The following is a 16,366-nucleotide window of genomic DNA, read 5'->3' as shown; positions in this document are numbered from 1 at the left end:
TTCTTATAACCAGTTATTGTTCTGATACCAATCTATCGTTTCACTTAAACCTTGCTCAAGCTGGTATCGGGGCTTAAAACCAAGGTCTTTTTTTATATTTTCAATGTTACAAGCCCAGTTTACGCCTGTGAGTTCATTAATTTTATCAATATTGAGTGTAGGAACTTTATCGAAAAGTTTAAATCCTTTTTCCAGCGACCAGGCAAGTCCTTTTAACACACCGATCGGAAACTTTACTTTCAGGGTTTTTTTAAGGAGCAAAGCTTTGGTGTAATCCGCCAGGGAAGAACGACCGTATACTTCACCGTCTGAGACGTTGTACGCTTTACCCTTTACATCTGACTGGAGGGCACTAACCATAATTTCTGCCAGATCCTTCACATAAACAAAGCTTAGCTGCTGTTCCCTTTTACCCAGGTAAACTTCAATTCCTCTTTTTATAGCTTTCAGCACAATCAGAATTTCCCTTTCCCGCGGACCATAAACAGCTGTAGGTCGAAACACAATCAACGGCAACATCGGAATATTACTCAGGTATGATTCAGCGAGTAATTTACTTTTTCCATAGTAAGTAACCGGGTTAGAAACACCACTATCCTCCAGAAGACTAGCCGAGCTGTTTAATGGCCCTAATGCCGCCAGACTACTTACAAACACAAACTTTTCAATCCGGTGTGCGGCCGATGTTGCGGCTATCGCCAGGTTTCTGCTGTAAGAAGCATTAAACCGATTATATTCTGCCAGGCTTTCTGCTTTTGTTACTCCCGCAGCGTGGATGATGTAATCATAACGGTACTCACTGATATGCGCAGTTAAAGCATAGATCGACTCAAAATCCAGTTCAACGAAATTGATGGCATAATGCTGCAGATGATCAACCTTGCTGGATTGACGCACATTTGCAAACACCTCCATATCAGCAGCAAGAGCTGCCTCAATGATATGAAAACCTACAAATCCTGTTGCACCTGTAATGAGTACTCGCTTTTTCATATTGCTTTTTCCAGAATTCTGTATTTCCGATACAGTTGTCCACCTATATCTTCGATGGGTTTATTGATCATGTCGTTATGATCCAGTGTCCAGCTGGCCTCGGCATATTTCATATTCCGGGCTTTAAAGTGTTTGATAATTCTTCCGTACAAACAGGCTTCAATACCCATTTTACGGTAACCATCTACTACACCAAGTAACAATATACGAATTCCATCGATCTTCTTTTTGTTCATTAAGAGTTTGAAGAGACCAGTTGGCAGTAAACGCCCACGCTTTATTTTAATTAAAATCTGATTGATATCAGGAATTGCCAATGCAAAACCAACAATCTTACCATGCTGTTCGGCCAGAATGCAAAACTCCGGATCCAGCACCATTTTGAGGTCTTTTGCCGTATAATCGAATTCTTTATCCGTCATCGGTACAAAACCCAGGTTTCTATCCCATGCTTTATTGTACACTTCCCGTATTGCGGCACTTTCTGCTGCAAAGTTTTTCAGGTTAATGGTTCTCAGGGTAATGTCATTACGTTTAAGGCGTCCCTCAATGCCCTCCATTAACCTAACCGATCGTTCACTGTAATTCCCGGCAGTGTAGCGGTAGGCACGCAGATCCACATTTTTTGTGAATCCCAGATGCTCTAACAGGTTCAGATAGTATGGCGCATTATATGGCATCATTGCTACCGGCGGTCCGTCAAAACCTTCAATTAATAAACCACATACCTCGTTTGTAGAAAAATTGGCAGGACCTAAAACTTTGGTCAGGCCTTTTTCCTTCAACCAGGCTTCAGCTGCCTGGAATAATTTTGTCGCTACTTCCTTATCGTTAATACAATCGAAAAAGCCAAAAAAACCGTCAGTAACTTCGTAAGTTTTGTTGTGGTTGGTGTTATTAATTGCAGCAATTCTGCCAACAATTTCCTTATCACGATAGGCTAAAAAAAGTTGTATCTGCGAATGTTCGTAAAACGGATGCTTGCCGGGGCTTAACAAATCCCGCTGAGCGATAAACAGCTCAGGAACATAATTGACATCCTTTGCATATAATGCATGAGGGAAATCGATAAAAGCTTTTAAGCCTTTCTTATCGGAAACTTTTACAACATCTATCATGATTGTACGCCTAACAGGTCGGCGTTAACGGCTTTAAATGCAAATTTTAATTTTTCTATGGCAATATCAATCTGCTCGAAGCTATGTGTCGCCATCAGCGAAAATCTGATCAGCGATGCATCAGAAGGAACAGCAGGAGACACAACAGGATTTACAAAAACACCTTCCTGCTGCAAAATATTGGTTACCATAAAGGTTTTATCGTTGTCTCTAATGTAAACCGGAATAATCGGACTATTGCTTTCACCGATATCAAAACCAGCCTCAATAAGTTGTTTTTTAGCATGATTCGTATTTGCCCACAACTTATCGATACGCTCAGGTTCAGATTCAATAATATCCAAAGCTGCAATTACACTGGCAACCGCCGATGGAGGCATACTTGCACTGAACATCAGTGAGCGGGCGCGGTGTTTAATAAATTCAATGGTATCGGCACTTCCTGCAATAAATCCGCCAAGCGAAGCCAGTGATTTACTAAAGGTACCCATAATCAGATCCACCTCGTCATTCAGATTAAAATGAGAAGCCGTACCAGAACCATTGAAGCCGATCACCCCTAAACTATGGGCATCATCCATCATAATATTTGCACCATACTCACGGGCAATTTCAGTCATTTCGGTCAGGTTTACCAAATCCCCTTCCATGCTGAATATCCCGTCAGAAACAATAAGCTTTGCGGCATCTTCAGGAAGGCGGCTTAACTTTTTACGCAGGTCGTCCATATCATTATGGGCGTACTTAATGGTACGTGCAAATGCCAAACGGCTACCGTCGATAATGGAAGCATGGTCATATTCATCAAGCAACAGGTAATCGTTACGATCAAGTAAACAGGATATTACCCCCAGGTTTACCTGGAAACCAGTACTGAACAATACCGCAGCTTCTTTACCCACGTAATCAGCAAGGCGCTTTTCCAGTTCCAGGTGGATATCTAGTGTTCCATTTAAAAATCTTGATCCTGCACAACCCGTCCCATATTTTTCTATTGCTTCCTGCGCAGCTTTTTTTATTTTTGGATGATTGGTGAGGCCCAAATAGGAATTTGATCCAAACATCAACACTTTTTGGCCATTGATGATTACCTCTGTATCTTGTGCAGATTCAATCGACCTGAAATAAGGATACAAACCCCGCTCCTTAATCAGTACTGCATCTTTAAAAGATGCGATTCTATCTTGTAATTTTTTACGCATGCTGAACGTTATTGTTCTTCAGTTTAAAAGGTGTTTATCAATTCCTGTTACCCTAAGGAAAATAGCATCACTTGTAAAAAAACCAGACACCTTATTCCGGTCATCTAAACCAAGTGATTTGATAACACAATTTTAACGTAGATTTGAAGGCAAAAAAAGGTTCATATGTAGTATATATTGGTCAAAATGTAGGATTGGTAAAATGTGACATTTAAATGAATTGACCAATTGACATTCTGACTTTTTTTAAAAAAAAGTAAAAAGGTTAAATACAGCTCATTAAGTCAAAAAAAGGATATAATACACTGATTTTTAACTCCATATTGAAAATTTCATTTTTAATCACAACAGCGCAATCTAATCAGAATTTAGTCATTTTAAAAAAAATTTCTTGTAAATCTGATCTCAGATATTAGATTTGCCAACGTTGTTTTTCACAAAAAACAGCAACCTAAACATCCCCATTCAATGATATGCCAAATGTTGCACCAAAAGAAGCTATTTGTTAAGAAATTATAAAGACGAACAGATGAATCTACTGCAACACTCCCTTTATAAAATGCCAAGACAAGAAAGTTCCTGCGAAGAGATCCTATCTTTGAACAATGGCCTGTTAACCAAAATTTTTACCAGCAGCCACCCCCATCCTACTTTTAGAAACCCTATACGTACCGTTGGTTATGCCTTACTTCTGGTGACTAAAGGAAAGCTGAGTATTAACGTTAATTTTGCCTCACAAACATTAAACCCACGCGAACTGCTGTTGATTGCACCAAATTCTGCTTACGAGATTGTAGACAATAGAAGTGCCTCTATGATCTGTATTTTCTTTGACAAGAACTACCTGCTAAATCAGGGTGTTTTTTTCAACTATGGAGAAATGTATAAAATGTCGCATGATAATCCTTCGTTTAAACTCACCTTAACCAAAGAGGATTATACCTTCATTTATTACGATATGCTGGGCCTGCATAAAAAAATGAATGCCCCCCAAAGTATTCCTCAGATGGAGAATATCACGCACAATAGTTTTCTGAAAATCATGTACGATGTCTTCCTGGTTTACAACCGGAAAAGACAGTATAGCCCGGTAGTACATGACAGCAAGGCCGATCTGACCAATAGATTTCTCAATCTGGTATCTGAAAACTTTAAAAGCGAGCGCCAGGTCACCTACTATGCCAATGCCTTACGCATTACCGCAAGGCACCTCTCTCAGGTGGTTAAACAGGTAACAAACAGAACGGCCAGTGTAGTGATTGATGAAATGGTGATCAAAGAAGCCAAGTTATTGCTTACCAGCCATCAGATGAATATTTCTGAGGTGGCCATGGAACTGAGTTTCTGCAACTCCTCTTTTTTTGGAAAGTACTTCAAAAAGCATACAGGCTTCAGCCCTTCATCGTACAAACTATCGAACAAATTCGCGGTATAAGAAAGCCAAGGAAGCACAGCACTAAGTCATAAGTGATGTTAAGACTTTCCAAGTACCCTTTACTTCCGTGGCAAAAAAGCGAATTCAGTGTGTATAAGTTACTCCTCCCCGCTGTTTTTCATCTTCATTAGTATCGCATATGCATTTTTGATTACAATCTGTCCAGGCATCTTTTTAGAGCTAACCTGTGTATAACCATCCATAGTTATACCAGCTTCAACCGGTACCAATCTAAACTTTCTGCTACCCAAATCTTCAAATAAATAATATGTATTTTCCCATTTCACTACAGCGTCTTCAGGCACAGCCTCTACCGAACGGTTTGATACTGAAATTGAAGCATTCAGGAAGGTACCGGGCAGCAACCTGCTATCCGCATTTTCGATATCGCAATGCACACTCATCGTACGGTCTCCATCAATATTCGGCGTAATTAGATGAATTTTCGCAGTGTATTTCTTATCCGGGTTTGCAGTGCTGGTACAAATGATCTCCTGACCAACCTTAAGGCTAGCGGCATCTCGTTCAAAGACATTAAGGCTGGCATGTAAATCACCCGGACTGATCAGTTCAAAAAGAATGTCGGTAGGATTTACAAATTTACCTGCATTAACATTCACCTTGGTTACCGAGCCGCTTATGGGCGCATAAACATTAATTGTTCTGGTAATTTTATCTTCAGTTAAGGTTATTGGATTAATTCCAATAAGCCTTAATTTCTCCGCCAGAGATTTTACCAGCACTTTTTGGTTATTAAACTCTCCTTCTGCCTGCTGAAAAACCTTATCACTGGTTGCCTTAGTTTCGTTTAGTCCTTTTTGACGGGTATAATCGGCAGCAGAAAATTTCAGCTTATTTTTAGCAGTCAGGTAGTCCTGCTGTAGCTGAATATATTGCTGATCTTCTACAGTTACAAGTACACTGCCTTTTTTCACTTGCATACCCGGAAGAATAATCATTCTTTTAATATAACCGCCCATAGGCACACTTACAGAATATGCGTGTTCAGGTGGCACATCGACAACACCATTTACATTTATGGCGTCGTGCATGCTTTTCTTCCCCACCCTACCAACTAATATCCCTGCATTCTTCATTTGCGCGGCACTTAGTTGTACTTCATTTGCGTTGATCATCAACGTTGTATCGGTTAAAACCTGGTCTTTACTTTTGTCCGGATTGCCACATGCCGCAAGCATTGCCAGCACCATTAATCCCACATTTACTATATTTTTCATTATGTATTATTATCTCTTGCTGTTAATCTTTCTATTTCAAACGCAGTATCATTAAGTTGTTGCACTTTATCAAAGTAATCTGCTTTAAGCTGGATCGCCTGGTTAACGAGAATCACCCAGTCCAGATAAGCAATTTCACCTGCATTCAGTTTTGCCGATGCTGCGTTGATAATATCCGCTGCATTTTTAAGGTTAATTTTCTGAAAAGATTTAATGATCTTATCCAGTTGCAGATAACGATCAATGGCAATCTCAATGTCACTGTGCACACGCTTACGCATCAAATCTACTTCTGCCTGCTTCTGCTGAACAGCAATTTTTAAAGCTTTTATCTTTGATTGCTGCGCTCCGAAAAAAAGTGGAATCCCCAATCCGATGCTAAACGATGAAAACCGGTTATGCCGATCAAAATATTGTTCAGCACCCATGCTGTTAGTTTGCCAACCAACAATACTGGAATTATTGTAACCAAAGCTGATTGATGGCAGTAGCTTGCTCCCCTCCAAGGCCTGCTCCTTTTTTGCTAACTCCAGTTGTGTTTCGCTCAATCTAACTAAGGGACTATTATTCCCACCGCCTTTTTCTATCAAGCTTAGCGGATATATCAAGTCGCGGTCTGCCGGAACTGGATTATGGTTGCTATTCAATAAAAATTTAAACCTTTTCAAATATTGGTTGTAATCTGAAATCAGTAATTCCAGCTGGTTGCTGATCTGCTGTTTTTGATTCTCGGCAGTTCGCCATTCCAGCACGTCCACGTCGCCCGATTTAAATCTTTGATAAGACTTTTCAGCAAACGCGCCATAAACACTATCTGCCCAAAGCAATAGCCTGCGTTTTGCTGCAATCGTTACGATAGAGAAATAAACATTTTTAACTTCGGCTTTTAAATCCAGGGCCCTGGCATTCAGCTGCGCGGAACTCACCCCAACACTTGCCTGATGCACCGCCGATTGTCTACTGTAAACCGTAGGAAACTCAAGATTCTGGACCAACGAGAATTTGTTATCATTGGCGAGACTATTAAATTTTCCATAATCAAAAGCAAACGCCGTTTTTGGAACATCGAAGGTATTTCGGGTTAATTGCTTATAATAATCGATTTCAGTACTGGCTATTTTTAAAGAAATATTATTTTTTGACGCCGTATCCAAAGCGGCTTTAAGTGTTATTTCCTGAGCATTTGCTTGCAAGACACCGACTGACATTATAGCAAATAGTATCATAGCAGTGGCTTTTGGCTTGAAGTAACCAAAGCCACGTTCAAACAAAATATACAACATGGGTAAAACAAACAAGGTTAATAAAGTTGATACCAATAAGCCTCCAATCACCACCGTTGCTAATGGTTTTTGAACAGCACCGCCTGCGCCTGTACTGATGGCCATAGGAATAAACCCTAAAGAAGGAACCAGGGCTGTCATCAATACAGCTCTTAACTTTGATTTTGTAGCATGAATTACAATGCGCTTAACATCTGTCCAGCCCTCTTTTTTCAAGCGGTTAAATTCAGTCACCAGCAAAATACCATTTAATACAGCCACTCCAAACAAGGCAATAAAACCTACACCAGCCGATATACTGAAAGGCAAGTCCCTTATCCATAAGGCAAATATACCCCCCGTTGCCGACAATGGAATAGCGGTATAAATCAATAAACCTTGTTTTACAGAGCTGAAAGCGAAATAAAGCAGCAGAAAAATCAACAAAAGAGCGATAGGCACCACAATTGCCAACCTGGACTTTGCAGCAGTCATGTTTTCAAAAGATCCACCATAAGATATGGTATAACCTTTAGACAGCTTAAGCTTCGCAGCAACTTTTTGTTGTAGTTCTTCTACTATTGACTGCACGTCACGGTCTTTAACATTAAAGCCAATAATGATTCTTCTTTTTGTGTTTTCACGCTGAATCTGGTTCACACCTTCAACCTCTTCTACATTGGCCACCATATTCAGTGGAATCTGATTCCCGGCTTTGGTAAGCAACATTAACTGCTCTACATCATGTATATTTTTCCTTGCTGCTTCATTTAGTCGCACCACCATATCAAAACGTTTTTCTCCTTCATATACCTGGCCGGCAATCTGGCCGGCAAAAGCAGTGTTCACTACTCTGTTTACATCATTAACATTCACGCCGTACTTTGCCATTCCATCACGGTTATATCTGATCACCACCTGTGGCATTCCGGTTACCTGCTCTTCATATATATCAATTGCACCTTTTACAGTGGAAATGATATTGCTGAGGCTTTTAGCATACGCAGCAAGCGAATCGAGGTCTTCCCCAAATATTTTGCATACAATATCTTGCCTGGCACCGGTCATCAGCTCATTAAAACGCATTTGAACCGGAAACTGAAAGCCAACAGTAATACCGGGAATAACTTCCACAGCTTTGGTCATTTTAGCACTTAACTCCGGGAATGATTTTGCTGAGGTCCATTCTTTTTTAGATTTGAGAATAACCATCATATCCCCAGCCTCGAAAGGCATCGGATCGGTAGGTACTTCCGCACTACCAATTTTCGTAACTATTTTAATCACTTCCGGAAACTGATCTATTAAAATTTTTGAAGCTTTCTGTGTAGTTTCAATGGTATTGTTCAGGTTACTTCCTGTCAATAAACGAGTTTCCACGGCGAAATCACCCTCTTCCAGTTGGGGAATAAATTCACCTCCCAGACCACCCATAATGAATACCGAAATGGCAAAGAGAGAAACCGTAACGGCAAGGATGGTTTTCGGAAACCGGAGTCCCGACGAGAGAATGGGCTGGTAGCGACGTTCCAGCCACGCCATTAACCGGTCGGTAATGTTTCTCTTATGGCTTATTTTTTTGTTTAAACACAGCGCCGACATCATCGGGACATGGGTTACCGATAAAATAAAAGCCCCAAGAATTGCGAAAGCAATTGTCCATGCCATTGGTTTAAACATCTTGCCTTCAATTCCCTCCAGAGATAGAATCGGCAGGTATACGATCAGAATGATGATCTGACTAAATACCGCTGACTTGATCATGGAACCGGTAGATTTTTCTACTTCTACATCCATTTGATTCTGATTGATCTGACCTATGGCACGAAAGTGTTTACTGTGTGAAAACCGATGCAAAATGGCTTCCACCACGATGACAGACCCGTCCACAATGAGTCCGAAATCAATAGCACCCAAAGACATCAGATTGCCCCCAACACCAAACTTATTCATCAGAATAACTGCAAAAAGCATGGAAAGTGGAATAACTGAAGAGACAATTAACCCCGCCCTGATATTTCCAAGAAAAAACACCAACACGAATATTACAATCAGTGCACCTTCCATTAAATTGGTTTCTACAGTACTGATTGCGTTGTCAACCATCTTTGTTCTATCCAAAAAAGGCTCTACTACTATCCCTTCAGGCACCATTTTCTGAATCTCGGCGATTTTTTCTTTTACTCTTTTAACCACTACAGATGAATTCTCGCCTTTCAACATCATCACCACAGCACCCGCAACCTCTCCAGATGCATTATAGGTCATAGCGCCGTAACGAATAGCAGAACCAAACTGTACTTTAGCTACTTGCCCCATCAAAACAGGCATTCCGTTATTCAGGGTTTTCACCACAATTTTTTCAATATCAGCAAGGCTGGTGGTTAGGCCCTCGCTCCTGATGTACAGCACTGTGGGTCCTTTTTCAATATAAGCGCCGCCGGTATTTTCATTGTTTTTTTCAAGGGCGTCAAAAATTTCAGCAATTGTAAGTCCGTAGGCTTTTAATTGATCCTGACGTACGGCAACCTCGTATTGTTTAAGTCGCCCACCAAAACTGGATACTTCAGCTACACCAGGGGTGCCTAAAAGCTGACGACGTACAATCCAGTCTTGAATAGTGCGTAGCGACTGTGCATCATATTTACCTTCATAGCCCTTTTTAGCGCGCACAACGTATTGGTAAATTTCTCCAAGTCCTGTTGAAACCGGAGCCATTGCAGGGGATCCTATTCCTGCCGGAATTTCCTGCTGAACCTGCTGTAAACGTTCGGCAATCTGCTGCCTTGCCCAGTAAACATCCGTTTCTTCATCAAAAACGATGGTAACCAGGGAAAGCCCAAAGCGTGAAAAGCTTCTGATCTGTTTCAGACCAGAAATACTACTACAGGCCTGTTCAATGGGAAAAGTAATTAAACGTTCAATATCCGGAGCACCAAGAGAAGGCGAAACTGTGATCACCTGAACCTGATTATCAGTAATATCAGGCAGCGCATCAATGGGTAATTTTGTTGCTTCGTAGCTCCCCCATCCAACAAGGGAAAGTACAAACAAGGCAATAATCAGCTTATTCCGAACGGAGAAGCCGATGATCTTATTTAGCATAATAAATTAATTAAAATGGATCGACATATCATCAAGCACTGTGAATCAGACACTTGAAACAAATAAATAGGTAGATATTACGCCGAACCCATTGGCGGCCGGAATAAACTGCCAGTAATTGGATTGGTATGCATTTTTGTCCAAGCTATAGCGCAATCGGTTAAAAGATTAACACACGTAGCTTTTAATAATGTAAATTTTTCTGCCGGAACGCAGATAGAGATTACGTGATGCCCATCGACTTTTTTAAAGGGAAGTTTCATATCTTCCTCCTCATCATCGTCATCAAGGTCTTCTCCCAGATAATGCATCTCCAGAAAGTCCAGGAAACTGATATGTGAATTGATCTGTTGATGCTGACAGAAATGTGAGACAAGCTGCGGCAATTTTAAAACCTCTCTGACCGAAGTATTAAAAATGATGACAGGGAATAGGAAAATAATAACAACTCTGTTCACGGCGCAAATATAGCGAGCATGGCAATCAAAACAAATCAGACGAGCTGAATCTAACTGTAACTTTCCTGTAATTTTAGCATTCTATTACTCCATTCCCATTTATGCTTCATTTTTCTGAAATTTCATGAAGAAATTATGAATTAATTTAAAATCTTCGTAAAGCATTTGCACACATGTAACAAAGCTGTTATATTCGAATTATCAAACAAACTAACTAAGCGTCCCATGAAACTTCAGAACCAAAGTTCATTTTTATCGCCACTATTTAACTATCTGGAGAAATTCCACCCCATTAGCGAAAGTTATAAAAAAGCATTCGATGGGCAGGCATTCACTATGAATGTTCGAAAAAACAAATATTTACTTTCGCCTATTGATAACAATGAGTGCCTTTATTTTGTCTGCAGCGGCATCATGAGGGGATTTATCAAACAAGGAGGAAAGGAAATCACCACCTGGTTCAGCTTTGGTAATGAGTTGATCGGAGCCATCAGGCATCCTGATGGTGTTTCCACCTATTCGCCTGAGTTTTTGCAGGCCCTGGAAGATTGCGAAGTGATCTGTATCCCCTATACGCTGATTGACAAGCTGTATGCTGAGTTCCCTGAAGCCAGTGTAATTTCCAGACAGATTCTTGCCTTGCAATATCATACTGCATCTCAAAGGGCATTATTGGCCAGACTCCCATCAGGAATTGACCGCTACCGGCACTTCTTAAATGATAAAAACATGGATATCGAAAAATTACCGCTCCGCTGCGTAGCCAGCTATCTCGGCATGAGACAGGAAACCTTATCCCGGATCAGAAACAGAGAAGGACAACAGCTAAATCTGAGGATGCGGAAGGCAATTTAATTATTGATTTTACATCTCGATCATTATCCCTATTTTTGCGGCAAATTGATCATACGCATGCAAGAAAATGATTTTGTGTCCATCTGGCTGGAAGAAACCGGAAACCCTGCTATTGAAGAAATCAATAGATTGAACCAGCAACTCGCCGAAACAACAGCGGCATCAATTAAAGAAAATCAGCTCAATGAAAACGACCTGGCGGTTGCTTTGGATATTAACCCTGATGAGATCAAAAGATGGCTTAATGGTCGTCATGTTTTCAGCTTCAAAGTGCTGGAAAGCATTTCCAGACAGGTAAAACCCGCCTAGCACGGCTAAGCTGCAATTATACGGCGTGCGGAACAATATGCATTAACAGTTGTTAACAGGATATGAAGATCCTGCTTACTGGTGCCACTGGCTATATTGGAAAACGGCTGCTTCCTGTTTTACTGGAAATGGGCCATCACGTTACCTGCGTGGTACGAGACAAGGAGCGTTTAGATGTCAAAGCTTTCAAAGCCGAGATGGTTGATGTTGTGGAGGCCGATTTGATGAAGCCTGAGACGCTGAGCCATGTACCAAAAGACATCGAAGCTGCCTATTACCTGGTACATTCAATGAGCAAAAAAGGAAACTTCAGCGACACTGAATTGCAGTCTGCACGCAATTTTATAAAATTTATAGATACCACAAAGGCTGCACAGCTCATTTACCTGTCTGGAATCATCAACGAAAAAGAGCTAAGCAAGCATCTGGAAAGCAGGAAAGCGGTTGAAAATACTTTAAAAGAAGGCAAAACCCCTTTAACCGTTTTACGTGCCGGAATTATCATTGGCTCTGGCAGTGCATCTTTCGAAATCATCCGCGATCTGGTCGAGAAACTTCCGGTAATGGTAGCGCCAAAATGGCTTAAAACCCGGTGTCAGCCTGTGGCGATCCGGAATGTAATCGAGTTTCTAACAGGCGTACTGAATAAAGAAGAAACTTACCATAAGCACTTTGACATCTACGGTCCCGATTTGCTTAATTACAAAGAAATGCTGGAGCAGTTTGCAGAAGTGAGAAAGCTCCGCAGAAAAATCATTATCGTTCCGGTTTTCTCCCCAAAACTCTCTTCCTACTGGCTTTATTTTGTTACCTCCACCTCCTACCCCCTGGCCAGGAACCTGGTAGAGAGTATGAAGATAGATGTTATTCCGGAAAAGAACGATTTGCATGAGCTACTTAACATCGAGCTCATCCCTTATAAAGAAGCCATTTCCATGGCCTTCGAAAAAATTGAACAAAACCTGGTACTTTCCAGCTGGAACGATTCGGGGAACAACCGTATTTTTTAAAAGCGGCTTTCTGAACATATTGCCGTACCAGCCTTTGGGGTGTTAAGCGACAAGCAAAAAATGCGGGCTAAAGATCCGGAGCAGGCACTGAACCGGATTTTCTCTATCGGTGGAAGAAACGGATGGTACTACGGAAACTGGCTGTGGGAATTCAGGGGCTTTCTGGATAAGCTTTTCGGAGGAGTAGGACTTAAACGTGGGAGAAAAAACGCAGCCGTTGTTTCTCCAGGTGATGCGCTCGATTTCTGGCGCGTAATTCTTTCTTCAAAGGAACAGAAGCGGCTACTGCTGTATGCAGAAATGAAACTCCCGGGAGAAGCCTGGTTAGAGTTTCGGATAGATGAGAAGGGCTTTGTACACCAAACAGCCACGTTCCGTCCCCTTGGACTGGCGGGGCGGCTTTATTGGATAGCGATGCTTCCTTTTCATTATTTCATTTTCAGGGGTATGCTTTCAAAAATTGTAAAGTCGCCGAATAAACCAAATTAAATTTAATTTAGCACTGACGCATTTATTTGTATGACTCGTACCATCACCTTAAAAGCAGTAATCTATTTCATCTTCTCTATTTTTTTTACCAAGGTTACAATCGCTACAGAAACACCGGTATCCAGATTAACCACAAAGATCAGCCTTACCCAGGGGCAGCTACAAGGGACCAGATCCGAACACAATGTACTCGCGTACAAAGGTATACCCTATGCCGCGGCGCCGGTTGGGAATTTGAGATGGAGAGCGCCACAACCCGCGCCGAAGTGGGACGGGGTCAGGTCAGCGGATAAATTTGGTGCCCGCCCGATCCAGGATTCAAATCTGCTTTACGAATTCAGATCGGAAGAGGTAAGTGAAGACTGCCTTTTTCTCAACGTGTGGACTTCAGCATCCTCAAATCAGGAGCGAAAACCAGTATACATTTATATCCATGGCGGTTCTTTCATACATGGCGATGGATCCCAGGTGGCTTACGATGGAACCAGCATGGCGAAACAAGGAATTGTTTACGTGTCCATTAATTACCGTCTTGGCGTTTTTGGCTTTATGTCGCACCCTGAACTGAGTAAGGAATCCACCTATGGAGGATCGGGAAATTACGGTCTTATGGATCAACTGGCTGCGATAAAATGGGTAAGAGAAAACATAGCGGCCTTTGGCGGAGATCCGAACAGAATTACCATCGGAGGCGAATCTGTTGGCGCCCAGTCGGTAAGTGCACTGATGGCTACCCCGCTTTCTAAAGGATTATTTTCAGGTGCGATTGCCGAAAGTGGCTCGCTGCTCGATTCAAAAGCGCTGGTTATTCCGCTTAAAAAGTCTGAGGCCATGGGAACGGAAATTTCTCTCCAGGCTAAATCACCTTCTATAGCAGACCTTCGCGCCATGAGCCCCATTAAACTATTAAAGCTTGTTGAAAAAGGAAACCCACGGCGCTTTAAACCAACAATTGATGGTTATTTTCTTGTCGAACGTCCGGAGGAAACTTTCAGAAAAGGAAACCAGGCTAAAATTCCGCTATTGATGGGCTGGAATGCTCAGGAAGTACCTGCCCTTGCCCTCTATCGTCTTCGTAAAATGAATGATAAAAACTATAAAACAGCACTGAGAAAATTCTATGGCGATCACGCAGATGAAGTGCTAGCCCTGTACCCGTCAGGAAACAAAGCTGAATTGAAAAAATCATCAGGTGAAATGATGAGTGACCGGCTGATCAATTACAGCAGCTTTAAACTGGCGGAGCTCCATTCATCAAACCCAAAAGTGTCGGTTTACCGTTACCTTTTTGCCCATCCCCATCCCGGACTTAATCCTCGAACCATTCGTGAGGGCAGTTTTCTGCAAGTACTGATTAAAAAATTAATCAACGGCGCGATATCCGGAACATCTTTTCATGCTTCCGAAATTGAATATGCCCTGGGTAATCTGGATGTCCAGGACAATTATGCATGGCAGAAAGCCGACTACCGGGTATCTGAACAAATGCAGGGTTATTTTGTGAATTTCATCAAAAACGGAAATCCCAACAGCTCTGTCACTGAAGCAGCAAACGAGGTTGAATGGCCTCGCTATCGTGCTGAAGAAGGCAGAAAGTTTATTAAGATACAGGAAGCCAGCATAATTGAAACCGAGCAGCAAACCAAACGGTACGAATTACTGGAACGCCTGGGTAAAGAAGAATAATGATTTATTGATCTTCATTTTCACCCATATCATGATCGTTACCATCGTGTAACACTATTTTTTCGCAAATAACTTTTTCACATAGTCAATCATCGAAGTATTGGGTTTACCAGGGTTTTCTGGTCCGATTAAATAACCATAAGGTTTTAATTCGGGGTAGCTGTCGCAAATAATCTTGGCCATACCAAGTAAGGGAACAGCCAAAATCATTCCGGCTATCCCCCAAACCAGTTCGCCGAGCACAATAGCCATAATGGTAAACAATGGATTGATATTTACTTGTTCACCAACTACTACCGGCTCCAGAATATACGTTTGAATAAACTGTACCAAAAAATAGGTGATCAGTACGCCCACGATCATTTTTGCATCGCCACCCTGCGCTACAACTGCAAGTACTGTTAAACCAGTACCCGTTAAATTTCCCACAAATGGAATAATCTCCAGCAACCCACAAAGCACGGCGAAGAAAATTGCACTCTCTACACCTACAATGCTGAAACCAATGCCATACATTACCCACAACATTCCGATCATTGCTCCAAGCCCACTCAGGTATTTTTGCGAAACCTTACCCGCCTGATGGATCACCAGTGAGGTATCTTCATTTTCTTTCCGGGGCACCAGTTTGAGGATAAAGTTTTTAATGTGACGCCTCATGGAGAGAAACAGAAACATGTATACCAGAACCAATATGGTATTCACTAAAATCCCTACCATCCCCATAGCAAACGAAAGAATCATACTGCTGGATTTACCTTTCGTATTTTGGTCTATTACCTTCTGTTGGGTATCTTTCTTTATTCCAACAGCCTCGTTAATCCACTGTTTCAGCGACTCCAGCATCCTGACAAGCCGCTGTTCCATCGCGTCCAGATTATCGGCAAAACTCCCCAGCTGTATCGAAAGCAAGCCAATGATCAGGGCAACCACCAGCACGAAAAGAAAAATACAGATCAAGGAAGAAACATTTCTACTCAAACCTTTCCGCTCAAAGTAGCTGCACAATCTAATAAAAACCATTGAGAGTACCGCAGCCAGGATAACGGGAATTAAAAAAGGTGATGCAAAATAAAGCCCGCCAAATGACAAGACAAAGAGCAACAGGGTATTCACAGATTGTGTAAGTTTTACCATATGATTAGGTAACACGCCTGGATGCCGAATGTTTAATCCTGGAGGAGATTTTTAGGTAGTTATTAATGG

The 16,366-nt window shown here is 41.6% G+C and carries 13 protein-coding genes; 6 read left to right on the top strand and 7 right to left on the bottom strand.

Features of this window, described 5'->3' with window-relative positions; all coding sequences use genetic code 11:
• Window positions 1-3: 3 nt before the first annotated feature.
• From R2Q80_RS03495 to spt, 3 genes are read right to left on the bottom strand one after another with little or no spacing between them, the layout of a single operon-like run.
• Window positions 4-993, bottom strand: a complete 990-nt coding sequence (locus R2Q80_RS03495; protein WP_316798254.1) for an NAD(P)-dependent oxidoreductase — start codon at window positions 991-993, stop codon at window positions 4-6.
• Window positions 990-2,111 (bottom strand): hypothetical protein, encoded by a 1,122-nt coding sequence (locus tag R2Q80_RS03490; RefSeq protein ID WP_316798253.1) that lies wholly within the window; start codon window positions 2,109-2,111, stop codon window positions 990-992. Before R2Q80_RS03490 ends, R2Q80_RS03495 begins: the two co-directional genes overlap by 4 nt.
• Window positions 2,108-3,313, bottom strand: coding sequence for a serine palmitoyltransferase (spt, locus tag R2Q80_RS03485; RefSeq protein WP_316798252.1), 1,206 nt, complete (start codon window positions 3,311-3,313; stop codon window positions 2,108-2,110). The genes R2Q80_RS03490 and spt overlap by 4 nt, the downstream gene beginning before the upstream one ends.
• A gap of 559 nt (window positions 3,314-3,872) precedes the next feature.
• On the opposite strand from spt, the gene R2Q80_RS03480 reads away from it, so the two are divergent.
• Window positions 3,873-4,748, top strand: coding sequence for a helix-turn-helix domain-containing protein (locus R2Q80_RS03480; RefSeq protein ID WP_316798251.1), 876 nt, complete (start codon window positions 3,873-3,875; stop codon window positions 4,746-4,748).
• Between the two features lie 98 nt (window positions 4,749-4,846).
• On the opposite strand, the gene R2Q80_RS03475 is transcribed toward R2Q80_RS03480, so the two are convergent.
• The 3 genes from R2Q80_RS03475 to R2Q80_RS03465 form a co-directional block, all read right to left on the bottom strand.
• Window positions 4,847-5,986 carry an efflux RND transporter periplasmic adaptor subunit gene (locus R2Q80_RS03475; RefSeq protein ID WP_316798250.1) on the bottom strand — a complete coding sequence of 380 codons (1,140 nt, stop codon included), beginning with the start codon at window positions 5,984-5,986 and terminating at the stop codon, window positions 4,847-4,849.
• Window positions 5,986-10,353 carry a CusA/CzcA family heavy metal efflux RND transporter gene (locus R2Q80_RS03470; RefSeq protein WP_316798249.1) on the bottom strand — a complete coding sequence of 1,456 codons (4,368 nt, stop codon included), beginning with the start codon at window positions 10,351-10,353 and terminating at the stop codon, window positions 5,986-5,988. Before R2Q80_RS03470 ends, R2Q80_RS03475 begins: the two co-directional genes overlap by 1 nt.
• A gap of 77 nt (window positions 10,354-10,430) precedes the next feature.
• Window positions 10,431-10,811 carry a hypothetical protein gene (locus tag R2Q80_RS03465; protein ID WP_316798248.1) on the bottom strand — a complete coding sequence of 127 codons (381 nt, stop codon included), beginning with the start codon at window positions 10,809-10,811 and terminating at the stop codon, window positions 10,431-10,433.
• Between the two features lie 225 nt (window positions 10,812-11,036).
• Here R2Q80_RS03465 and R2Q80_RS03460 point away from each other — a divergent pair, with 225 nt between their 5' ends.
• The 5 genes from R2Q80_RS03460 (at window position 11,037) to R2Q80_RS03440 (ending at window position 15,160) form a co-directional block, all read left to right on the top strand.
• On the top strand, window positions 11,037-11,666 hold the full coding sequence (locus tag R2Q80_RS03460; RefSeq protein ID WP_316798247.1) for a Crp/Fnr family transcriptional regulator: 630 nt from the start codon (window positions 11,037-11,039) through the stop codon (window positions 11,664-11,666).
• A 57-nt stretch (window positions 11,667-11,723) separates the two neighbouring features.
• Window positions 11,724-11,975 carry a hypothetical protein gene (locus tag R2Q80_RS03455; RefSeq protein WP_316798246.1) on the top strand — a complete coding sequence of 84 codons (252 nt, stop codon included), beginning with the start codon at window positions 11,724-11,726 and terminating at the stop codon, window positions 11,973-11,975.
• A 62-nt stretch (window positions 11,976-12,037) separates the two neighbouring features.
• Window positions 12,038-12,985, top strand: a complete 948-nt coding sequence (locus R2Q80_RS03450; RefSeq protein WP_316798245.1) for an NAD(P)H-binding protein — start codon at window positions 12,038-12,040, stop codon at window positions 12,983-12,985.
• Window positions 12,986-13,024: 39 nt separating this feature from the next.
• Window positions 13,025-13,474 carry a DUF2867 domain-containing protein gene (locus R2Q80_RS03445; RefSeq protein ID WP_316798244.1) on the top strand — a complete coding sequence of 150 codons (450 nt, stop codon included), beginning with the start codon at window positions 13,025-13,027 and terminating at the stop codon, window positions 13,472-13,474.
• Window positions 13,475-13,504: 30 nt separating this feature from the next.
• On the top strand, window positions 13,505-15,160 hold the full coding sequence (locus R2Q80_RS03440) for a carboxylesterase/lipase family protein (RefSeq protein ID WP_316798243.1): 1,656 nt from the start codon (window positions 13,505-13,507) through the stop codon (window positions 15,158-15,160).
• Window positions 15,161-15,214: 54 nt separating this feature from the next.
• On the opposite strand, the gene R2Q80_RS03435 is transcribed toward R2Q80_RS03440, so the two are convergent.
• Window positions 15,215-16,297: an AI-2E family transporter gene (locus R2Q80_RS03435; protein ID WP_316798242.1), complete on the bottom strand. Its 1,083-nt coding sequence runs from the start codon at window positions 16,295-16,297 to the stop codon at window positions 15,215-15,217.
• Window positions 16,298-16,366: the final 69 nt, after the last annotated feature.

The sequence above is a fragment of the Pedobacter frigidisoli genome (assembly GCF_032678525.1).
GTDB lineage: Bacteria > Bacteroidota > Bacteroidia > Sphingobacteriales > Sphingobacteriaceae > Pedobacter > Pedobacter frigidisoli_A.
This window is presented reverse-complemented; position numbering and strand designations above follow the sequence as displayed.